A 20029-nucleotide genomic window follows, 5' to 3' on the forward strand; every position below is an offset into this window, starting at 1 on the left:
GCACGTGTGAGCGGAAATCAACCTCTTCTTATAGCAACAATCTTTTAAAAAGCCAAATAAAAAAACCTCCCACCCCTAATAAAACATTAGGGACGAAAGGTTAGATCACAAATTTTGAACCTGCCGCGGTACCACCCTGATTAACGCAAAAATCACGTTCGCTCAAACTAACCTTAACGCGGCGGGACGGCAAGTATTACTTTATTCACACTTGCAACTAAAGGGTGAGTTCAAAAAAGTCCGGATTGACTCGCACCAGCCGTCAACTCTCTAAATTCCATTCTTTTTTTACTAGTCCCTCTCATCGTTATTAACGAATAAAAGATGTTAATTTGTATTTTATGAATTCTTTTTAAAAATGTCAAGGTTGTTTGAACTAATATAACCTAAATTTTCCTTTTTTAAACTCTAATTCTACTAGGCATTACGATCCACTTATTCTTGTTATAAAGCAGCTGGCTGAGAAGTATCCTGTTTTTTGAAAGAATGTCTGTTTCGGCTATATACGATAGTCAGCATAAAAGCGATAACCATCAAACCCATGATCGTTTGAAATAATATACTTATATTAAACAGATCAGCAACCATTCCGCCGAATAAAGGACCTAGCATTCTTCCGCCGGTCGCCGTACTATTTACGATTCCTTGGTAAAACCCGGCCCGCCCTTGTGGAGCAAGTTCTGCTGCAATGGAAGGTACCCCAGGCCAAACGAGCATTTCACCGATTGTCAGCACCACCATCGCAATCATAAATCCGCTCAAGTCTTTCGCATTCCCTACAATGATAAACGAAACGATAAAAATGACATATCCAACTAATATTTGAGAAGAGGTTGAATGAAGCCATTTTTTTAGAAAGAGATTAACTAGAGGCTGGCCGAGCACAATAAACAAGCCATTAACAGTCCATAATAAACTGTACATCTTCAACGTAACACCTAGATCTTGTGTATAAGAAGCAATAGTGGATTGCCATTGAACATAACCAATCCATGCTAATAGGTATCCCCCACACAAAATAAGCAAAGCAATAAAGGCCGGCTTATTATGTATGCGCTTTTTCTGTGAAAAAACAGTCTGGACACCCCCGCTTTTCTTCTCATCGATACCTTTAAACCCAAACCATACAATCATTAAAAAGAAGAAAGACAGAGATGCACAGCTGATAAAAGATAGAGTAAAAGAATAAGATGCAGCTAATCCGCCTAAAGCAGCACCAAGCGCTACTCCTACATTTTGCGCGATATAAATGCGATTAAAAGCTTTTCTTCCGCCTTCTTTCCACATGGTACCTGCAAGAGCGTACATAGATGGAAATACGATACCCATTCCAAATCCCATAAAAACCAGCAATATACTGTAGGACCAGAAATCATGAAACCAGATTAATAAGAATGAAGTGGTAAATGAAATAAGTACTCCCAGCATGATTGTGCGATACCCGCCAAGCCGGTCGAACAAAAGTCCGCCTGTTAAATTCCCAATAATACCTGCACCAGAATTCATCAGTAATACAAGTCCCGCTACAGTTAATGATTTCCCTAAGTGCTCATGCATGAAGATGGTGTTGATCGGCCAAAGAAAACTTGAACCTGTAACATTCAGCGCCATACCAATAATGAGCAGCCACACTTTCGCTGGCATAAAGATCCCCCGCTTGCCTTGATGTCATAAAACCCTTCTGTATTTTAGTCCTTTTTCCTGAACTTTACAACGGGAATGATCTGACAACCGTTTTGCCGCTGATGGCTTGAACGTGCTACAATTGTCTTGGTGCTTAACACCGTATAAAAGGAGTGAAAAGGTTGACACACCTTATTGAAAAACCCGCTTATTTTGGCGACAAAAGATATTACACTTGGAATCACCATTTAAAATCCCACTTCGGTGAAAAAATAATAAAAATACCATTAGACGGAGGATTTGATTGTCCAAACCGCGATGGAAAGGCTGCTTATGGCGGATGTACATTTTGTTCACAAAGCGGATCAGGCGATTTTGCCGGAAGCCGGTGTGATGATATTATTACACAGTTTCGTACTGTAAAAGAACGTATGCATGCTAAATGGAAAAAGGGAAAATACCTCGGTTATTTCCAGGCATTTACGAACACATACGCACCAGTTGAAAAATTAAAAGAAATGTATGAAACGGTGCTCGAACAAGAAGGTGTAGTTGGACTTGCTATCGCTACACGTCCTGATTGCCTTCCTGATGATGTTGTAGAATATCTGGCAGATCTAAATAAACGCACGTATCTATGGGTGGAATTAGGACTTCAAACTGTACACGAAAGAACTGCCATGCTGATTAATCGAGCACATGATTATCCAACATACGTAGAAGGCGTAAACAAACTGCGAAAGCACAACATTAGAGTCTGTACGCACATTATTGATGGACTTCCCCTCGAAACTCCCGAAATGATGATGGAAACAGCAAGGGAAGTCGCGAAGCTGGATGTTCAAGGCATTAAGATTCATCTTTTGCATTTATTAAAAAAGACTCCTATGGTTAAACAATATGAACAAGGGATGCTTGAATTCCTTGATTTTGACACATATGTGAATCTTGTATGCGATCAGCTTGAAGTCATCCCATCTGATATGATGATTCACCGTTTAACGGGTGATGGTCCTTCTGATCTTTTGATCGGTCCGATGTGGAGTTTAAATAAGTGGAAAGTGCTTAATGCGATTGATAGTGAACTTAAGCGAAGAGACAGCTTTCAAGGGAAATACTTTAACAAAGCTGAGGTGAATTTCTTATGAAATTAGAAGGTGTTCTCCCTTTTGCCAGAACGCTTCTCCGTTCCTTTTGTAAAGAAGGCGATATCGTAATTGATGCTACATGCGGAAATGGCAATGATACCTTATTTTTATCAAAGCAGGTTGGAGAAGAAGGAAAAGTATATGCTTTTGATATTCAGACACAAGCGATTGAAAAATCAAAACAGCGCCTGACTGATAACCTAGCTGATCATAATGTAACATTCTTTCATGCCTCACATGATGAGATGATGAATTTACTTCCTGAAACTGTAACTGGACAAGTTTCAGCTGCAATTTTTAACCTTGGCTATCTGCCTGGGAGTGATAAATCAATTACAACAAAAGGATCCTCTACAATCGATGCGATCAAACAGCTTCTTCATATTTTAAAACCTGAGGGAATCATCATACTGGTTATTTATCACGGTCATGAAGAAGGAAAACGCGAAAAAGATCAAGTGCTCGATTATGTTAAAAACTTAAATCAAAATGAAGTCCACGTTTTGCAATACGAATTTATTAATCAAAAAAATGATCCGCCATTTGTGGTTGCAATTGAAAAAAGAGGCTGAATTCAGCCTCTAGCTTTAAGATATCGATGGTTTTAGTTTTTGATAAACTTTTCGGTTCAAGTAAAAGAAATAGCTCGTTACGCCTCCTACTTTTACTAGTTGAGAGGCCATTTTTTTAATAACAGGACAATCAGAGACTTTTCTGTCAGCTAAATAGATGCCGAGAAGCCCCCTTTGGATAAGGCGGTGAAATTTGGAGTTCGGCAGTTTCGAACAGCTTTTATCTGCTTTTTTTGCAAAGTAAACCATTCGTTCAAGCATATGCTGTTCATTTTTATAATACGTGCAAAAATTCAGATCCCCTTCAAGCTTGTCCTCGTTTTGATCAATAAAATAATCCAGCAGAATATGTAACCCTTGCAGCCATGGAAAATACCCTTTTTTTATTGTTTCTGCAGACTCTTTTGTGAAGTTTCCATTTAATGCATAGCTTACTAAGCAAAAAATCCCCAGAGTAGAACCGGCACATGCTGAAAATTCATACCATGTTATGTCCGGCAGCACTGATTGATATTCTCCAAACCAGCTAATCAGCCGCGGTTCCCTTTCCTGCACAACCACATGCTTATGAACTTGAAGGTCACAATAGATTTGAGCTAGGCCAATCAGTTCACTTGCGATGTTGGGATAAGCCTGCATATCAGACAGCACATTCTGGCAAGTTAAAACAAGTTCAGCCAGATACCCGCCATCCTGTTGCTCTTCCCGATATCTGTAGTAATTGACAGGTTGTGCGCCGGGACTCAGTGCATGGAACATACTTTCATGAAGCGCCCTGAAGTCTTTTTCGCTTAAGGAAGTACTTCGATCACAGAGATTATCTAAATAATCACTGATCGTCTGGTAGGCCACCACAAATTCCATCGCTTTGTTTTTATGCTTTCCAGCTAGGAGTGTAAGAATGGCTCCACCTTCACAGTGAAACATCTTATCAGAAATACTGCTCAATGCCTGCTGCCGTAATTCAGGATTGGGTATCTTTTCAGCTTTATCACGCCATTTTTGAAGCAGCTGGCCAACAGCAGGAAAAACATTGGTATAAACGGAATACATCAATCCCCAAGGGTGAACCGGAACTTTGTTCATATTAAGGCTCCTTTTGATTATTCTTTCTTTACCATTTTCCTTTATTGGCTTCACTATGCAGATATAAAAAACTTTTTACATATTCAAAAACATTTTCCCGTTCAGGTTCATTTAAAACTTCGTGATAGAGCGATGGAAATTCTTTGTACCACTTTTCTTCGAGGTTTATACCATTAAACCATCGCTTAACCGCTTCTTTATCTACTATAAGATCGTCACCAGCCTGGATAAGGAGCAAAGGCACATTCGGAAAAGTTTTATAATAATCAAAAACATGTTTCATAGACGCCGTCAATTCTCTGTACCATCTGACTGAGACTTTCTTTACGATTAAATTATCCTGTTTATCCCGTACCCGTATTTCTTCATTTCTTGTTGCACTGCCTTCAGGCAAATTCGTTGGAAGCCTTACCCCAGGTGCAAGTTTATTCAATAACAAAGAAAGTGCTTCTTTACCTCGTGAGGGCAAATGAACTAGTCCCAGGCATGGAGATGATAAAACAACAGCTTTAACGTCCAGTTTCTTCTCCATGAGCGTACGTATAACGGCAAGCCCCCCCATACTGTGACCAAATATATAAACAGGTCCTTCTAATTTTTGAGCCTCTAAAAACCACTTCTCAATCGTAAAGATATATTCGTCAAACGTATCAATGTGCCCTCTTCTTCTCGTTGTTGTGCCTTGCCCAGGAAGATCTCCAGAAACACAGTTAAAGCCTGAATCATTCAATTGTCTGATCACCCAGTCATACCTTCCATGATGCTCGTTTGCACCATGTACCACTACGATTGTCCCTTTAATCTCGTCCTGGTCCGTCGTCCAAGTCCACATATATTGCACCCTCTTTCCTATTCATAAAGGTATACGATTTGCTACACTATACTTAATTAATAAAAAAACAGGATGTGTAAATATGATTTATCCATATGGAGAAAAAAAGCCCAGAATTTCTAAAACTGCATTTATTGCAGACTATGTAACAATTACCGGTGATGTTCAGATTGGAGAATATTCTTCCATTTGGTTTAATACCACGATACGTGGCGATGTATCTCCCACAATCATTGGCAATTATGTAAATGTCCAAGATAATTCCGTTCTTCACCAAAGTCCGAATCGCACACTTCATTTGAAAGATGGGGTTACGGTAGGACATAGTGTAATTTTGCACAGCTGTACAATTGAGGAAAATGCATTAATTGGCATGGGTTCATTAGTGCTCGATGGAGCACATATTGGCAAAGGTGCCTTTATAGGTGCTGGGAGTCTCGTTCCACCAGGAAAAGTTATTCCTCCAAACACACTTGTTTTCGGCCGACCAGCAAAAGTTATTCGCGAACTAACCGAAGAAGATATTCTGGATATGGACCGTATACGCCGTGAATATTATGAAAAAGGTCAATATTACAAGTCTCTTCAGATTAAGCGTTAAACTCAATCAGGTTGCCATCAGGATCACTTACAAATACCTGATGCCAATCTGTTTTGTTGTTTGGTTTATTCAAGTATTTAACCCCATGTGTATCAAGCGTTTTGAGGAGTTTTTCCATGTCTTCTACTCTTATTGCAAAATGTCCGTCTCTGCTGTCAATTTCAGTCGTGTTTCTTCTTGCTTTCCCTTTATTATGGACAAGTAAGTGAAGCTGAGTATCGCCTAAATCATACCAAACGCCCGGAAAATCAAATTGAGGGCGTTTTTTATTTTGTTTAAATCCTAGAATCCCTTCGTAAAAATACAAAGATTCCTTCAGATTTGTTACCAGCAGTGATACATGATGTATTCCTTTGTACACGAGTCCTTCACCTCATTTTCAATTCTTGATTTGCCCATAATTTTATCATAAATAAAAAGAAATGGAGATTTATTAGTGCTGAAACACCTCCCATAGTGAATACCTTTAAATAAATGTTACTTTATGAAAAGGAAGTGTTTAAATGAATCGAAACACCAATGTTAAGTCGTATGTTCCTTATCATAGTCCTTTTGATCCTTGTCCGCCGATCGGTCCAAAATTTTATTCTACACCTCCTAATTTATATATGGGGTTCCAGCCATATGACCTTCCTCAATTTTCACCGAAAGAAGCATTGCAAAAAGGTACTTTGTGGCCTGCCTTTTATGATTATTACGAAAATCCTTATGAAAAAAGGGGGTAACAGCTGTGCAGCAAACTTTACCTGAAGAGTTCTATCAGTGGATGGAAGAGCTACAAGCTGTTGACTTTGTGCTCGTGGAATTAACTTTATATTTAGATACTCACCCGCAAGATCAAAATGCGATTCATCAATTTAATCAATATGCACAGCAGAGGAAGAAAATAAAACGAGCTATTGAGTCAAAATATGGTCCCCTTCAGCAGTATGGAAACAGTTATTCCGGAATGCCCTGGAATTGGAGCAGCGGACCGTGGCCGTGGCAGCTGTAAAAAGGAAAAGGAAAAGGGGGTAATAAGAAATGTGGGTTTATGAGAAGAAACTGCAATACCCGGTAAAAGTAACATCATGCAACCCGAGACTCGCAAAATATCTAATCGAACAGTATGGCGGTTCTGACGGTGAACTTGCAGCCGCACTTCGTTACTTAAATCAGCGGTATACGATTCCTGATAAAGTAATCGGTCTATTAACCGATATTGGGACAGAAGAATTTGCCCATCTCGAAATGATTGCAACCATGATCTATAAACTGACGAAAGATGCAACTCCAGAACAAATTAAAGCCGCTGGAATAGAAGACCATTATGTTAATCACGACAGTGCATTATTTTATCATAATGCAGCTGGTGTACCTTTTACTGCAAGTTACATAGCAGCAAAAGGTGATCCAATCGCAGATCTGTACGAGGATATCGCAGCAGAGGAAAAGGCACGTGCTACTTATCAGTGGATTATTAATATGTCAGATGATCCTGATCTAAATGACGCCCTGCGTTTTTTAAGAGAAAGAGAGATTATTCACTCTCAACGTTTTCGTGAAGCTGTTGAAATACTGAAAGAAGAAAGAGACCGGAAAATATTCTTTTAACGTTGAACCGTCCTGATTTATTCAGGACGTTTTTTTATTTTAATAATATTTTACACTGGCTTCATTTTTCCCTAACATATATGTCTTATGCTTATATTAGCAAGTTATAAATCAAAGGGGGATTAACGTGACAAAAGTTATGAATTGGCTTTATGAAAAAGAATGTACGTTTTTCCGGCTTATTAATGGAAGAATGCACCGAAGTTCAATGGACCGTTTCTTTCAAATGTGGACTCATCTTGGCGGGGCAACAGCTACGATTTCTACAGCAGTTCTGCTTTTATTTCTTCTCCCTGAACACTTAAAGTCATGGGGCATCATTTGTATGTTCTCACTCATAATCAGTCACATTCCTGTTGCAATTTCCAAAAAAATGTACCCGCGAAAACGACCTTACTTAAGCTTGCCTGATACGAATATAGGAAATAATCCTTTGAAAGATCATTCCTTCCCATCTGGACATACAACCGCTATTTTTTCAATTGTTACTCCATTAATCATCTTAAATCCTTTTATTGGTATGTTTTTGCTTTTTGCTGCTCTTTTAGTAGCAATTTCACGAATGTACCTTGGACTTCACTATCCTTCTGATGTTCTAGCAGGTATGATTCTTGGTATTAGTTCCAGCTTCTTTTCTTTATTTTTAGTAAAAGCTTTTATGTTGCCTTATTTATACTAAAGGAGATAAAGGAAATAAGAAGCTTGCCCTCATTTGAAGGCTCTACCGATAAAGGACACATTATTAATCAATCGGAAGACCAAAAGTCACAATTTAGAAGTAAAAAATCATATATTTATATAAAAAGAAGCCTGCCAGTAAAAATGGCAAGCTTTTTTCATGTGATTACGTTTGAGGTATGGGTAAAAATCAGTGAATCCCACATTAATTCTGAAAATCCCACGTTATTTAAAATAATCCCACATTAATTCCAATAATCCCACGTTATTTTAAAGATATCGAATTTTCGACAAGGCGAGTACACATCAAAGCCTAAAAAACAGACTCCCTTGAATGGAAGTCTGTTTTTATTAACATTAGATATTTGCTTGTTTTTTAAGCTCTTCTGCTTTGTCAGTTTTCTCCCAAGGAAGGGCGATATCTGTACGGCCAAAATGACCATATGCAGCAGTTTGCTTGTAGATCGGGCGACGAAGATCAAGCATCTTGATAATTCCAGCCGGACGAAGATCAAAGTTGTTACGAACGAGTTCTACAAGAACTTCTTCAGATACTTTACCTGTTTCAAACGTGTTTACAGCGATTGATACTGGTTGTGCAACACCGATTGCATATGCAAGCTGAACTTCAACTTTATCAGCTAAGCCTGATGCTACGATATTTTTTGCAACATAACGTGCAGCATATGCAGCAGAACGGTCAACTTTTGTAGCATCCTTACCAGAGAATGCTCCGCCACCGTGACGCGCATAACCACCATAAGTATCAACGATGATCTTACGTCCTGTAAGACCAGCATCACCTTGTGGTCCGCCGATTACGAAACGTCCTGTTGGGTTAATGAAGTATTTCGTGTTTTCATCGATTAACTCAGCTGGAACAACTGGCTTGATTACTTTTTCTTTAATGTCTCTTTGAATTTCTTCAAGCGTGTTCTCTGGGTGATGCTGAGTTGAAATTACGATTGTATCGATACGTACTGGCTTGTCGTTCTCATCATACTCAACTGTTACTTGAGTTTTTCCATCTGGACGCAAGTAAGGAATCTCTTCAGACTTACGAACCTCGGTAAGACGGCGGGATAATTTGTGTGCTAATGAGATCGGAAGAGGCATAAGCTCTTCTGTTTCATTACAAGCAAAACCGAACATAAGACCTTGGTCCCCTGCTCCGATTGCTTCGATTTCTGCATCTGTCATTGAACCTTCTCTAGCTTCTAGTGCTTGGTCTACACCCATAGCAATATCAGCAGACTGCTCATCGATAGAAGTCAGAACAGCACATGTTTCAGAATCGAAACCGTATTTCGCACGGTCATACCCGATTTCTTTAATTGTCTCACGGACAACTTTTGGGATATCTACATATGTTGAAGTTGTGATCTCACCTGCAACAAGAACAAGACCTGTTGTTACAGAAGTTTCACAAGCTACACGAGCATTTGCATCATTTGCTAAGATTTCATCTAGAATCGCATCTGAAATCTGGTCACAAATTTTATCCGGATGACCTTCTGTAACTGACTCAGATGTAAATAAACGACGACTAACTTTTTTGGACAAATTAATATCCTCCCTTAATTGCTTTCAGTATGATACGGTACTTTATTCTTATCTTTACATGCATAGTTTATGTTCTTAACTTGAAAAAGGCATAAAAAAAGCCCTTCCCTGTTTGACATATCATTCACGAGGGAAAAGGTTTTAAAATCCAAATGCCTTCAACCTCTTATTGTCCAAGGTTATTTTCACCTTGCAGGTTAGCACCTTTTCATTTCTGGTGGATCGTTTCTTCGTTCCACTTTCATGTCGGTTGCTGGGTTTCATAGGGCCTGTCCCTCCACCTACTCAGAATAAGAGTAGCCGTTCTCGAAATATGATAGCGTAATGACATAGTCATGTCAATAGAAATACCCTATAATAAAAGAAGAAACAAGTTTATCATGTAAAATTTTGAAATCGTTTTCAATATGATGGATAATCATTCGAATATAGAGCCTTTTTTTCAACAATAAGAACTTTTTTGTAACGCTTTCATAAAATAGTATACATTATTTAATTTAATGTGTTATACTAATTTTCGAATATATCACTCTAGGATAAAGGATGGTACTGTCTGATATGAATACTTTGGAATTTACGACAACCTTAAATGAACTTGTGACCCGTGATACGACTCACCAGAACTTGCCTGTTCCGGTTTTAGTAGAAAAATCATTATCAAGAAAAGAAGGCATTCTTACATCTACAGGTGCACTTCGAGCAACTACGGGGAAATACACAGGTCGTTCCCCAGAGGATAAATTTATCGTGGAAGATGCCTCCGTAAAAAAATTAATCGACTGGGGCAAGGTAAACAAACCATTTTCACCTGAAAACTTTGATAAATTATATAAAAAAGTACTTCAATACTTAGGCAGTAAAGAAGAGCTATTCTTGTTTAAAGGGTTTGCAGGTGCAGATCAAGAGTACCGTCTTCCTATTCAAGTAATTAACGAATATGCTTGGCACAATTTATTTGCACATCAAATGTTTGTACGTCCTAATGATGTAGAGCTTACTGCACACGAATCAGAATTCACTGTGGTATCAGCACCTGGTTTCCAGGCTAACCCTGCAGAAGATGGCACAAATTCTGAAACATTCATAATCATCTCGTTTGAAAAAAGGATCGTACTGATCGGCGGGACAGAATATGCTGGTGAAATTAAAAAATCTGTATTCTCCGTTATGAATTACTTACTTCCTGAGAAAGGAATCCTTTCTATGCATTGCTCAGCGAACGTTGGGAATGAGGGTGATGTAGCTTTATTCTTCGGTCTGTCCGGTACTGGAAAAACAACACTTTCAGCTGACCCGAACCGCCGCTTAATCGGGGACGACGAGCACGGATGGGCAAACACAGGAGTGTTCAATATTGAAGGCGGATGCTATGCAAAGACAATCGATCTTGCCCAAGAAAAAGAACCGCAAATTTGGAATGCTATCCGTTTTGGAAGTGTTCTGGAAAATGTAATGATCGATGATGATTCTAGAATTGCTGATTATAAAGATTCAACTTTAACAGAAAATACACGTGCGGCTTATCCTGTTGATGCGATTCCAAACATCATTCAGCCAAGTGTAGCTGGTCATCCTAATACAATCATCTTCTTAACTGCTGATGCATTCGGAGTATTGCCTCCAATCAGTAAACTAACAAAAGAACAAGCGATGTACCACTTCTTATCCGGGTACACAAGCAAACTTGCTGGAACTGAAAGAGGAGTAACTTCACCGCAAGCAACATTCTCAACATGCTTCGGGGCTCCATTCCTTCCTTTGCCAGCAACCGTTTATGCTGAGATGTTAGGTAAGAAAATTGATCAGCATAATGTTCAAGTCTTTCTTGTTAATACAGGCTGGTCTGGCGGCGAATACGGTGTTGGAAGCCGTATGAACTTGGCTTATACACGTTCAATGGTGCAAGCTGCTCTTGAAGGTGAGCTTACATCTGCAGAAACTGTTATAGACCCTGTATTCGGTCTTCATATTCCAACACATTGCCCTGGTGTGCCTGATCAAGTTCTTCAGCCAAAGAAAACTTGGGAAAACCCAGAGCAATATGATATTAAAGCAAAAGAACTTGCAGATAAATTCAAAGCAAACTTTGAAAAGTTTCAATCCGTTTCTCTTGAAATCATGCAAGCTGGGCCACTGGCATAAACGACATACGAAAAGTGAACTGAACTACAACGAACAGATTGACCTGTTCTTACACCATCTTGGGACGATGTTAGGTGTAGAAAACATTTAGGAGCTGATCATCAATCAGCTCCTTTTTCCATGTTCCTTCATCCACTCGCATAAGGCATATGTAATTTTCCGATTTTCTTTTGGCGGGAAATAGTGTGTATATTCTGGATAAATCCAGGTTTGACAAGGTTTCCCAAGCTCTTTTAACCTTTTTTCTATTTTTAATGTATGCTCCACACTTACGTTTTCATCTTTCATACCATGAATGCAGAGTAATGGCACTTCTAATTCACCGCAATAGTACAGTGGTGATCTCCGTTCAAATTCCTCAGGATACTTTTCAGGCGTTCCTCCAATGACCCTTTTCATCATTCTGCGTAAATCTTCTCTTTCCTCATACGTTACCGCCATATCTGTCACACCGCCCCAGGTAACAACAGAGCGAATTTCCGGATACTCGATCGCTGTAAAAAGAGCCATAGGTCCTCCTCGAGAGAAACCAAACACGTGAATCTCATTTTTATCTACTTTCGGGAACTGTTTCAACACTTCAAATGCTGCAAAAGCATCTGTTCGGTCCTCCCCGGCAAAGTCTTCGTTACCTTCACCTCCCTGATTGCCTCTGTAATAAGGAGCCATAACAACAAATCCTTGGGAAGCAAATTGAATGATCCTCGCGATTCTTACCATACCTACGGACTTAATTCCTCCCCGCAAGTATAAGAATCCTGGAAAAGGTCCTGTACCTTCAGGTAGAGCTGCCAAACCTTTTATTCTTAGACCACCATTCAAATAAGTTACAACATAAAGCTTTATTGTTGGATGTGGGGAAGGAAATCGCTGCCACTCTACAATTTTTGCTCGTTTCATTCCGACACTCCTTGTTTATTTAGTCGGCAAACACACCTTTTCATTAATCACATACATTATTACATAAAAGTCATGACTTCATCCCTATTCTGCAGGAGGATTGCAATGAAACATATAAAAAGAAAACTCACATTACTGTTTACTTGTCTGCTTACTTTTTCCTTACTTTTAGCAGGGTGTAACTCTTCCAGTCCGAAACAAGAAAAAGTCCGTATCGCTGAAGTTACTCGTTCTATCTTTTATGCCCCTCAATATGTGGCTATTGAAAAAGGATTTTTTGAAGATGAAGGTATTAAAGTAGAGTTAACAACGACTTGGGGCGGAGATAAAACAATGACCGCTTTATTGTCAGACGGAGCTGATGTTGCCCTTGTAGGTTCAGAAACTACGATTTATGTTCATGCACAAGAATCTACAGACCCTGTAATTAACTTTGCACAGCTGACTCAAACAGATGGAACGTTCTTAGTGGCGCGTAAAAAGCCTGATTTCTTTTCATGGGAGCAACTGAAAGGGAGTACATTTTTAGGCCAGCGAACAGGTGGAATGCCGCAGATGGCAGGTGAATTCGGTCTAAAAAAACACGGGATCGATCCTAAGAATGATTTAACAATGATCCAAAACATTGATTTTGCAAATATTGCTAACGCGTTTGCGTCCGGAACAGGTGACTATGTACAGTTATTTGAACCGCAAGCAAGTCTTTTTGAACAGGAAGGCATCGGCCACATTGTAGCTTCGTTTGGTTCAGAATCCGGAAAAATTCCATACACGACTTTCATGGCAAAAGAAAGCTATATGAAAGAGAATAAAGAAACACTGGAAAAATTCACAAAAGGATTATATAAAGCACAGCTGTGGGTAGAGAATCATTCTTCAGCTGAAATCGCCAAAGTGATCGCACCTTATTTTGAAGATACCCCAGTAGAATTAATTGAAACGGTTGTAGAACGCTATAAGAGCCAGCACAGCTTTGCTTTAAATCCTATATTAGATGAGGAAGAATGGAACAATCTGCAAATGATTATGGATGAGGCTGGAGAACTTCCAAAAAAGATTGAATATGATGTTTTGGTGGACACAACGCTAGCCAAAAACGCGATTAAATAAGTTCAGGAGGGATCGTCGTGGCCTTTTTGCAGCTAAAATCAGTCGGTCAAACCTACTTTTCAAAAACATCCGCCACAACGGCCTTGGAAGATATTTCGCTTTCTGTAAATGAGGGAGAATTTATTTCCATTCTTGGACCAAGCGGATGCGGAAAATCGACTTTGCTTTCCATTATTGCAGGTCTTTTAATTCCTACTGAGGGATCCGTTTTGGTTAATAATCAACTTGTAAATCAGCCGCACCCTAAGATCGGTTATATGCTGCAGCAGGATTATCTATTTCCTTGGAAGACAATTGAAGACAATATTTTGCTTGGTTTAAAACTAAGAAATCTGTATACACAAGAACACATTCAATCAGCTTTTCGGCTTCTACGAGAAATCGGGTTGGACCATACAATCAAAAAATACCCTTCAGAACTTTCTGGGGGAATGAGGCAGAGGGTGGCACTTGTCCGTACATTAGCCACCCAGCCAAAACTGCTTTTACTAGATGAACCATTTTCAGCTCTCGATTATCAAACAAAGCTGAAATTGGAAGACTTGGTATCTTCTACGTTAAAAGAACATGGAAAAACGGCAATTCTCGTTACTCACGATATTGGTGAAGCAATAGCTATGAGTGACAGTGTGATAATGTTATCCAGCAATCCTGGCCGTATTTTCCGAACGTTTAAAATCACGGAAAGTCTCAAAAACCTCCTGCCCTTTGAAGCGAGACAGCATCCTGATTTTTCAGCAACATTTCAGCAAATATGGGAGGAGTTGGAACAAATTGAGCAAAACGATTTCGAATAAGAAACACCTTGAGTTTCTTTCAGGTATTAAAAAAGAAAAACGAAACATCTGGATTGTCCAGCTGCTCATTTTTCTAAGTTTTTTTTCACTGTGGGAAATTGCTTCTAAACAGGGATGGATCAATCCTTTACTGTTTAGTTCACCTTCTAAAATATGGGCTCTTTTTATTGAGAAAGTGAGTGATGGCTCGCTTTATATCCATGTTGTTTTTACTCTAGGCGAAACTGTTCTTGGATTTATTTTAGGAACATTGTTTGGAACCTTATTAGCTGCGCTGCTTTGGTGGTCCCCTTTTTTATCAAAAGTACTGGATCCTTATCTAGTCGTCCTAAATGCTATGCCAAAAGTTGCTTTAGGTCCTATACTTATTGTTGCTATCGGACCTAACTTCGGTTCAATTATAGCAATGGGGATACTCATCTCCGTCATTATTACAACGCTTGTAGTGTATACTGCGTTTCAAAACGTTGATGAAAACTATGTTAAAGTAGTCCGCTCATTCGGGGGGAATAAAAAACAGTGTTTTAAAGAGGTCATCCTCCCCGCCTGTTTCCCGAGCATTATTTCATCCTTAAAAGTAAATGTTGGTTTATCTTGGGTGGGAGTTATCGTTGGTGAGTTTCTCGTATCTAAACAAGGTTTAGGCTATATGATTATATACGGCTTTCAAGTGTTCAATTTTACACTTGTGTTAATGAGTCTTTTGATTATTGCAGTTATGGCTACTTTTATGTATCAAGGAGTAGAGTACCTTGAGAGCAAACTCATAAAACATCACTCATGAATTCTGATTAGACCAGGGAATGTTCGAGGGCGTATTTCATGCTTTCTTGCAATACCTGGTCTTTCATCATAAAGCTGAAAGTCTTGTTCGTTGCTACGTCTTCTGGCAGGTCGCTCATTAAAACAGGTCCGTTTGTTTCAAAATAACGGTGTTTCAATAAAATCTTATCAACAACCGCAACATAAATATTTTTAATGATTTTTCCGCCTTTACCATCTACGTAATATTGACCAATGTATTTTAATTCTGAAACTCTGCCTCCGGTTTCTTCAAACACTTCACGAACAGCTGCTTCATCTGCGGTTTCGCCCGGCTCAACTTTTCCGCCAGGAAATTCTATACCGCGTCTTGGATGTTCGGTTAGCAGCCATTGGTCTTTAAACTTACAAATACACCACACATGTTTTGGGGCCTCAGAAAATGGGTGGTCAGTAAACGATAATTGTACGGTGTTGTTATAAAAATCTTTAAATGTAATAATATCCATCGCATTACTCCATCTCAACTGTTTCCTCTATTGTAAAGTTCACATGATTTAAAGTCCATTTGTTTTAATCGTGAAAAAACATGGGTAACCCCATGTTTAGTCTACAGAAGCAAAAGTAATAATCCATTTGCCATCAATATATTCATAACCTAAAGTTATCTCGTATATGCCATAAAGATCAGAAGTATTTTTTTGATAAACACGGTATGAAGTATCCGAAAGCTGCTTGATGTTTACGGGTTGTTCTTCCTCTAACCACGGTGGCAGTTCAGTCGGAATGATATATAAAGAACTTTCTTTTTCTTCGAATAGACCATCGGTGTAGTATGTTGCAATGTCTTCAGAAACATAATTGGTTAGATGAGAAATAAGTTCATCTTTAGTAGAATAGTTTTTTACTTTATAATATTCATCTGTTTCCTGCTTAAGAGCTTCCATGAAAAGGCTTGCATTTTTTTTAGCAACATCCTCGTTGAATTCATGGATTTTTCCTTCCCCATTTTTGCTCTCTTCAGCAGTAACCGGCTGATTGATCATTTTATCTGCAGTATTGGAATCCTCTTGAACTTTCTCTGTAATGTTAGGGACAATTAGAAAGGACAGCATAACAGCAAAACAAAGTGCTATAAAAGCTTTCACGAGATCCACCACCCTACATTGTTTTCTTACTATAATCTATTCACTGAATTCTAGATTCTAAACCTTATTTCTGAAAACTTGAGTTTGACGAGATTTTGATTAACATGTTCTCTTTGATTTTTTGCTCTTTTTTCCTATTTCATACAACCCAGTTGCTGCCAAGCCTGCGATACTACCAGACCACAAACGCAATTCAACGGTCATATCAGTAAAAGGAGAGGCTAGGAATCCGACTATTAATCCAACAAAAAAGCTGCTAATAGGGATATATTTCTTAGGAATCGGGAAAGTACGTTTTAGAAGCTCCATAAGAGCAGTCACTAATGGGGCTAACAGCGTAGAAAACATGAGTACTTGCTCCAACCGGACCACCTCCTCTTTTTTCTTAGCACGCTTCCAACCTTTTGTGTATCTTAAAGATTCAAGCTTCATAACTTAATTCCTGCCTGACTAAATAATTACTTTTTGTCCTAATCCGAATGAGTCTTTTAGCATAAACTGAAGTGCCATGATTTTTTTCGGTTATTTTATTTAAATCGGTCCATACTAATGGTAATGAAAGGCAAGACAGGAGTGAGTTTTTTATGGTAAAAGGTGACGATCTTTTTCTTATACGTCTGGAAGCAAATGAAATCTCTTGGTGGGAGTATGCACGGAATGTATCTCCAGGTTCGAGGCCCCAGCAATATTTAACATATTGGTCTTTTTTAAAAAATAGAGGAAAACTGCCTAGAAGATTAGTTAAAGAAGCTGAATGGCGCATGGAAGCTAGAAGAAAAGGTTTGCTTGATACTTAATATACAAAAAGCAAAAGATCTCGAAAGATCTTTTGCTTTTTTTAGCTATGTAATTTTCTTAATAATACGTTTAATTTTCTCATTTGAGATTCGTAGCCTGGCTTAAGCTCATATTCAAGATCCTTTAATTCTGAATCAACAACCTCATAAGCATAGCCTTGGCTCAGTAAAGCTTCAACAAGTAAATCTTTATCTTCATCTGTGAGATTTAACTTTTTTTTATATTTCATTTTATTAGCCCCCTTCAAGTATGAATCCATTATAACGCGGGGCTTAAAAGTTTATCCTTACTAAAAATTTGGAAATTTCCAATCTGTATCTAACTGGTAATTACAACCCATGTAATGGCACCAATAATAATCAGCACGTTGGTAAAATAATCGATAATGCGCGCATCCTTCTTTAACATATTTGCAGTAAAATAAAGTAATAAACCAAAACAAAAAATAACGGCTAAATAAAACCCAATCACCGACCAGGATAAGAACAAAATTTGATTTTCCATATTTATCCTCCCTCTCTTCATTCATAAATCGAAGGATATTGATTCGTAAGGTAGCTGGCTGGCATATTTTCATAAATGAAGCCCCTATAGCTTTGCGTCCCCACTTTTCAGTGAATTTGCCTTTATCAAACGATTTATGGCGTTTCATAAGATAATTTGTCGTAAAAATAAATCCTTTTCCCTACCCATAGGGATATTATACCAAATCATAAAAGAAAAAAGTAAGTATTTTTTTAAATATTTTAACAATAATTAACTTATGTGGTCTTCTCTGCCTAAAAACTGTGCATTCTTCCACTCCGATTCTAATTCTGTTAGTGTAAATTCAGTTAAATGCCTATGATCTTCATACCCATATATCCCCTTATGAATGAGCCGTTGAATTAAACGTTGCTTTCTTCCCTCAACAGCTTTCCGTAATTGTCCTTTATAATGATTCATTCCTCAATCTCCTTTTTGTTAACCATTTTAACCACCTAAAAGAAGATTCAAGCATATTAACAAAATAAAAAGCTCCTTTCATTACGAAAGGAACTCTTGAAGTTACTCGTTTAATGTAAGACAGATTTACTCCATTGTTCATAAACAGAATTAGGCGCATTCCAGCAAAGCCAGGAAACCATTGTTTTTATCCCTTGTTGACTTACTTCCCAGTATTCCCAGCGTCGTTTGGAGAGATTTTCATAAATTCCTGTTTCATTAACCCAGCCATCCACATTAAACGCCTCCTATTTATTTTCTTTATAAAAACTTCTTTATAAACTTTTTATTTCCTTTTTTTAACGTTTGTAAAACTCCGACAAAAGGTAACATAATACTACAAATTCTATATGTTATTTTACTTATATCCCTCAAAATCATACATGCTAGGAGAAATTTATGGATCTTTGGAATTTACCTACTCTTACACTGGCTAAAAAACTACTCGGCATGGAGTTGGTTCATGAAAATCAGGAAGGAATCACATCCGGCATCATCGTTGAAACAGAGGCCTATTTAGGACCTGAAGACCGGGCAGCCCACTCTTACGGCAACCGCAGAACGGCTAGAACTGAAGTAATGTTTCATCATGCAGGAACGATATATACTTATTTCATATATGGCATGCACGTTTGTTTTAATATCGTCTCAGGGCCTTTAGATAAACCAGAAGCTATTTTAATCAGGGCTATTCAGCCAGTAAAAGGTATAGAGCTGATGAAAAAGAGAAGAATCGGAGTAAAAAAAGAGGTACAGCTTACAAATGGCCCAGGCAAGCTTTCTAAAAGCATGGGATTTACTCTTGAACATTCTGGTCAAAAAATGAATGATGGAGGGATCAGTATTCAAGAAAGGCTGGAGATTCACCCTTACGAAATAGCGTCAGGACCACGAATAGGCATTCAATATGCTGAAGAGGCTGTTCATTTCCCTTATCGGTTCTGGATAAAAAACAACCCTTACGTATCACGTTAATACGTAGGGTTGCTTTCGTGGGCTATTGAAACAGCCGCATCTTCATGTACTAGATCAACAGCTGCAGTTCTATTGGTTTCCTGCATCCAAACAAGATGGTAATACGTCTGTTTTTTTATAGATACATATTTCATCTGCATAATAAAAAGCCAAACAATCAAGAATAATACAGTTTTTAACATGCTTTCAGCTGTAAAGCTCACGGTATTAAGAGGAAGCACATCTACTATTATGCTGGAAATCAAGCCACCAAAAAGAGCTGTCAATAAGAACAGGGGCTGACTGTTTCGTAAGAACCTTAATCTATTCCCTAAGTAGTTTTGAATAAAAAGTCGTTCATTAGTGTTAAACTGTAAATAGCGGCTTTTGGCTGATTTGGCATTTCTTGTTAAACCCTTTGACCCGTCTGATTGCCAAAGCGTTTTAAGAAAAAGATTAAATTCAATATCACGTGCAGGTTCGATAACCATCTTACGGTGAATGAAATTATGTGCCTGATAAAAAGCTATACCTTTATTCAATAGTTCCAATAATACATAACCCGCCATAATGGTTAAAGCAAATACAAACCAGAATGAATTCAAACCGTTTTCCAATAAAACGAATATGGGATTAGTTACTGTTTTAATCTGCACCCAAATAACTTTTCCAGCAAGCATTATTAATTCAAGCCATTTTTCCAAAAGTATCACTCCGAAAAATAATTATGTATCTTCT

General features: G+C 38.3%; 27 protein-coding genes, 2 riboswitches and 1 other annotated feature. Of the genes, 13 read left to right on the plus strand and 14 right to left on the minus strand.

Going from position 1 to position 20029, the window contains the following annotated elements:
* Positions 1-85: 85 nt before the first annotated feature.
* Positions 86-314: a binding site (T-box leader), on the minus strand.
* A 130-nt stretch (positions 315-444) separates the two neighbouring features.
* Entirely contained in the window at positions 445-1644 is a 1200-nt protein-coding gene (locus M3196_RS05385) for an MDR family MFS transporter (RefSeq protein ID WP_251321192.1), read from the minus strand.
* A gap of 161 nt (positions 1645-1805) precedes the next feature.
* On the opposite strand from M3196_RS05385, the gene M3196_RS05390 reads away from it, so the two are divergent.
* Positions 1806-2771, plus strand: a complete 966-nt coding sequence (locus M3196_RS05390; RefSeq protein ID WP_251321193.1) for a TIGR01212 family radical SAM protein — start codon at positions 1806-1808, stop codon at positions 2769-2771.
* Positions 2768-3343: a class I SAM-dependent methyltransferase gene (locus M3196_RS05395; protein ID WP_251321194.1), complete on the plus strand. Its 576-nt coding sequence runs from the start codon at positions 2768-2770 to the stop codon at positions 3341-3343. Before M3196_RS05390 ends, M3196_RS05395 begins: the two co-directional genes overlap by 4 nt.
* A 15-nt stretch (positions 3344-3358) precedes the next feature.
* Here M3196_RS05395 and M3196_RS05400 read toward each other — a convergent pair whose 3' ends face one another.
* Together M3196_RS05400 and M3196_RS05405 are read right to left on the minus strand one after the other, a co-directional pair.
* Complete coding sequence (locus M3196_RS05400; protein ID WP_251321195.1) at positions 3359-4429, minus strand: tetraprenyl-beta-curcumene synthase family protein; 1071 nt, start codon at positions 4427-4429, stop codon at positions 3359-3361.
* A 28-nt stretch (positions 4430-4457) separates the two neighbouring features.
* Positions 4458-5261 (minus strand): alpha/beta hydrolase, encoded by an 804-nt coding sequence (locus M3196_RS05405; RefSeq protein ID WP_251321196.1) that lies wholly within the window; start codon positions 5259-5261, stop codon positions 4458-4460.
* Positions 5262-5343: 82 nt separating this feature from the next.
* On the opposite strand from M3196_RS05405, the gene M3196_RS05410 reads away from it, so the two are divergent.
* Positions 5344-5862 carry a gamma carbonic anhydrase family protein gene (locus M3196_RS05410; protein ID WP_251321197.1) on the plus strand — a complete coding sequence of 173 codons (519 nt, stop codon included), beginning with the start codon at positions 5344-5346 and terminating at the stop codon, positions 5860-5862.
* Here the strand turns inward: M3196_RS05410 and M3196_RS05415 are convergent.
* A complete protein-coding gene (locus tag M3196_RS05415; RefSeq protein ID WP_251321198.1) occupies positions 5852-6223 on the minus strand; it encodes a VOC family protein in 372 nt (123 codons plus the stop codon). The genes M3196_RS05410 and M3196_RS05415 overlap by 11 nt on opposite strands.
* A 142-nt stretch (positions 6224-6365) precedes the next feature.
* Here M3196_RS05415 and M3196_RS05420 point away from each other — a divergent pair, with 142 nt between their 5' ends.
* From M3196_RS05420 to M3196_RS05435, 4 genes are all read left to right on the plus strand, one after another.
* Positions 6366-6587: a spore coat associated protein CotJA gene (locus M3196_RS05420; RefSeq protein ID WP_251321199.1), complete on the plus strand. Its 222-nt coding sequence runs from the start codon at positions 6366-6368 to the stop codon at positions 6585-6587.
* A gap of 41 nt (positions 6588-6628) precedes the next feature.
* Positions 6629-6856: a spore coat protein CotJB gene (locus tag M3196_RS05425; RefSeq protein WP_251321735.1), complete on the plus strand. Its 228-nt coding sequence runs from the start codon at positions 6629-6631 to the stop codon at positions 6854-6856.
* A gap of 29 nt (positions 6857-6885) precedes the next feature.
* Positions 6886-7455, plus strand: coding sequence for a manganese catalase family protein (locus M3196_RS05430; protein WP_251321200.1), 570 nt, complete (start codon positions 6886-6888; stop codon positions 7453-7455).
* 127 nt (positions 7456-7582) lie between these two features.
* Positions 7583-8134, plus strand: a complete 552-nt coding sequence (locus tag M3196_RS05435) for a phosphatase PAP2 family protein (protein WP_251321201.1) — start codon at positions 7583-7585, stop codon at positions 8132-8134.
* A gap of 356 nt (positions 8135-8490) precedes the next feature.
* Here the strand turns inward: M3196_RS05435 and metK are convergent, their stop codons facing one another.
* Entirely contained in the window at positions 8491-9696 is a 1206-nt protein-coding gene (gene metK / locus M3196_RS05440; protein ID WP_251321202.1) for a methionine adenosyltransferase, read from the minus strand.
* A gap of 163 nt (positions 9697-9859) precedes the next feature.
* A riboswitch (SAM riboswitch) is annotated at positions 9860-9993 on the minus strand.
* Positions 9994-10254: 261 nt separating this feature from the next.
* Here metK and pckA point away from each other — a divergent pair.
* Positions 10255-11838, plus strand: a complete 1584-nt coding sequence (pckA, locus tag M3196_RS05445; protein ID WP_251321203.1) for a phosphoenolpyruvate carboxykinase (ATP) — start codon at positions 10255-10257, stop codon at positions 11836-11838.
* A 105-nt stretch (positions 11839-11943) separates the two neighbouring features.
* Here the strand turns inward: pckA and M3196_RS05450 are convergent, their stop codons facing one another.
* Positions 11944-12738 (minus strand): alpha/beta hydrolase family protein, encoded by a 795-nt coding sequence (locus M3196_RS05450; RefSeq protein ID WP_251321204.1) that lies wholly within the window; start codon positions 12736-12738, stop codon positions 11944-11946.
* A gap of 105 nt (positions 12739-12843) precedes the next feature.
* Here M3196_RS05450 and M3196_RS05455 point away from each other — a divergent pair, with 105 nt between their 5' ends.
* From M3196_RS05455 to M3196_RS05465, 3 genes are read left to right on the plus strand one after another with little or no spacing between them, the layout of a single operon-like run.
* Entirely contained in the window at positions 12844-13848 is a 1005-nt protein-coding gene (locus tag M3196_RS05455) for an ABC transporter substrate-binding protein (protein WP_251321205.1), read from the plus strand.
* Between the two features lie 17 nt (positions 13849-13865).
* Positions 13866-14645, plus strand: coding sequence for an ABC transporter ATP-binding protein (locus tag M3196_RS05460; RefSeq protein WP_251321206.1), 780 nt, complete (start codon positions 13866-13868; stop codon positions 14643-14645).
* Positions 14623-15429, plus strand: coding sequence for an ABC transporter permease (locus M3196_RS05465; RefSeq protein ID WP_251321207.1), 807 nt, complete (start codon positions 14623-14625; stop codon positions 15427-15429). Before M3196_RS05460 ends, M3196_RS05465 begins: the two co-directional genes overlap by 23 nt.
* Before the next feature lie 7 nt (positions 15430-15436).
* On the opposite strand, the gene ytkD is transcribed toward M3196_RS05465, so the two are convergent.
* The 3 genes from ytkD to M3196_RS05480 all read right to left on the minus strand — a co-directional run bounded on the left by ytkD (position 15437) and on the right by M3196_RS05480 (position 16918).
* Positions 15437-15916, minus strand: a complete 480-nt coding sequence (gene ytkD / locus M3196_RS05470) for an RNA deprotection pyrophosphohydrolase (RefSeq protein WP_276531243.1) — start codon at positions 15914-15916, stop codon at positions 15437-15439.
* 96 nt (positions 15917-16012) lie between these two features.
* Complete coding sequence (locus tag M3196_RS05475; protein WP_251321208.1) at positions 16013-16555, minus strand: hypothetical protein; 543 nt, start codon at positions 16553-16555, stop codon at positions 16013-16015.
* A gap of 99 nt (positions 16556-16654) precedes the next feature.
* The gene (locus tag M3196_RS05480) at positions 16655-16918 is read right to left on the minus strand and encodes a holin (protein WP_251321209.1); all 264 of its coding nucleotides are present in this window, start codon (positions 16916-16918) and stop codon (positions 16655-16657) included.
* Between the two features lie 221 nt (positions 16919-17139).
* Here M3196_RS05480 and M3196_RS05485 point away from each other — a divergent pair, with 221 nt between their 5' ends.
* On the plus strand, positions 17140-17352 hold the full coding sequence (locus M3196_RS05485) for a hypothetical protein (RefSeq protein ID WP_251321210.1): 213 nt from the start codon (positions 17140-17142) through the stop codon (positions 17350-17352).
* A gap of 41 nt (positions 17353-17393) precedes the next feature.
* Here the strand turns inward: M3196_RS05485 and abbA are convergent, their stop codons facing one another.
* From abbA to M3196_RS05505, 4 genes are all read right to left on the minus strand, one after another.
* Positions 17394-17582 carry an antirepressor AbbA gene (gene abbA / locus M3196_RS05490; RefSeq protein WP_251321211.1) on the minus strand — a complete coding sequence of 63 codons (189 nt, stop codon included), beginning with the start codon at positions 17580-17582 and terminating at the stop codon, positions 17394-17396.
* A gap of 89 nt (positions 17583-17671) precedes the next feature.
* A complete protein-coding gene (locus tag M3196_RS05495) occupies positions 17672-17857 on the minus strand; it encodes a hypothetical protein (RefSeq protein ID WP_251321212.1) in 186 nt (61 codons plus the stop codon).
* Between the two features lie 46 nt (positions 17858-17903).
* A riboswitch (cyclic di-GMP riboswitch) is annotated at positions 17904-17988 on the minus strand.
* Between the two features lie 121 nt (positions 17989-18109).
* Positions 18110-18298 (minus strand): Fur-regulated basic protein FbpA, encoded by a 189-nt coding sequence (locus M3196_RS05500; protein WP_251321213.1) that lies wholly within the window; start codon positions 18296-18298, stop codon positions 18110-18112.
* 110 nt (positions 18299-18408) lie between these two features.
* Positions 18409-18573 (minus strand): hypothetical protein, encoded by a 165-nt coding sequence (locus M3196_RS05505; RefSeq protein WP_188401495.1) that lies wholly within the window; start codon positions 18571-18573, stop codon positions 18409-18411.
* Between the two features lie 163 nt (positions 18574-18736).
* On the opposite strand from M3196_RS05505, the gene M3196_RS05510 reads away from it, so the two are divergent.
* Entirely contained in the window at positions 18737-19312 is a 576-nt protein-coding gene (locus M3196_RS05510) for a DNA-3-methyladenine glycosylase (protein WP_251321214.1), read from the plus strand.
* On the opposite strand, the gene M3196_RS05515 is transcribed toward M3196_RS05510, so the two are convergent.
* Positions 19309-19995, minus strand: a complete 687-nt coding sequence (locus M3196_RS05515; RefSeq protein ID WP_251321215.1) for a hypothetical protein — start codon at positions 19993-19995, stop codon at positions 19309-19311. The genes M3196_RS05510 and M3196_RS05515 overlap by 4 nt on opposite strands.
* Positions 19996-20029 lie beyond the last annotated feature (34 nt).

This window comes from Fictibacillus nanhaiensis (assembly GCF_023715445.1).
Lineage (GTDB): Bacteria > Bacillota > Bacilli > Bacillales > Fictibacillaceae > Fictibacillus > Fictibacillus nanhaiensis_D.

Excerpts from the sequence above, each read along its gene's own strand:
- M3196_RS05385 (WP_251321192.1), bottom strand. The coding sequence starts at position 1,644 with ATGCCAGCGAAAGTGTGGCTGCTCATTATTGGTATGGCGCTGAATGTT.
- M3196_RS05395 (WP_251321194.1), top strand. The coding sequence starts at position 2,768 with ATGAAATTAGAAGGTGTTCTCCCTTTTGCCAGAACGCTTCTCCGTTCC.
- M3196_RS05400 (WP_251321195.1), bottom strand. The coding sequence starts at position 4,429 with ATGAACAAAGTTCCGGTTCACCCTTGGGGATTGATGTATTCCGTTTAT.
- M3196_RS05405 (WP_251321196.1), bottom strand. The coding sequence starts at position 5,261 with ATGTGGACTTGGACGACGGACCAGGACGAGATTAAAGGGACAATCGTA.
- M3196_RS05410 (WP_251321197.1), top strand. The coding sequence starts at position 5,344 with ATGATTTATCCATATGGAGAAAAAAAGCCCAGAATTTCTAAAACTGCA.
- M3196_RS05420 (WP_251321199.1), top strand. The coding sequence starts at position 6,366 with ATGAATCGAAACACCAATGTTAAGTCGTATGTTCCTTATCATAGTCCT.
- M3196_RS05425 (WP_251321735.1), top strand. The coding sequence starts at position 6,629 with ATGGAAGAGCTACAAGCTGTTGACTTTGTGCTCGTGGAATTAACTTTA.
- M3196_RS05430 (WP_251321200.1), top strand. The coding sequence starts at position 6,886 with ATGTGGGTTTATGAGAAGAAACTGCAATACCCGGTAAAAGTAACATCA.
- pckA (WP_251321203.1), top strand. The coding sequence starts at position 10,255 with ATGAATACTTTGGAATTTACGACAACCTTAAATGAACTTGTGACCCGT.
- M3196_RS05450 (WP_251321204.1), bottom strand. The coding sequence starts at position 12,738 with ATGAAACGAGCAAAAATTGTAGAGTGGCAGCGATTTCCTTCCCCACAT.
- M3196_RS05455 (WP_251321205.1), top strand. The coding sequence starts at position 12,844 with ATGAAACATATAAAAAGAAAACTCACATTACTGTTTACTTGTCTGCTT.
- ytkD (WP_276531243.1), bottom strand. The coding sequence starts at position 15,916 with ATGGATATTATTACATTTAAAGATTTTTATAACAACACCGTACAATTA.
- M3196_RS05485 (WP_251321210.1), top strand. The coding sequence starts at position 17,140 with ATGGTAAAAGGTGACGATCTTTTTCTTATACGTCTGGAAGCAAATGAA.
- abbA (WP_251321211.1), bottom strand. The coding sequence starts at position 17,582 with ATGAAATATAAAAAAAAGTTAAATCTCACAGATGAAGATAAAGATTTA.
- M3196_RS05495 (WP_251321212.1), bottom strand. The coding sequence starts at position 17,857 with ATGGAAAATCAAATTTTGTTCTTATCCTGGTCGGTGATTGGGTTTTAT.
- M3196_RS05500 (WP_251321213.1), bottom strand. The coding sequence starts at position 18,298 with ATGAATCATTATAAAGGACAATTACGGAAAGCTGTTGAGGGAAGAAAG.
- M3196_RS05510 (WP_251321214.1), top strand. The coding sequence starts at position 18,737 with ATGGATCTTTGGAATTTACCTACTCTTACACTGGCTAAAAAACTACTC.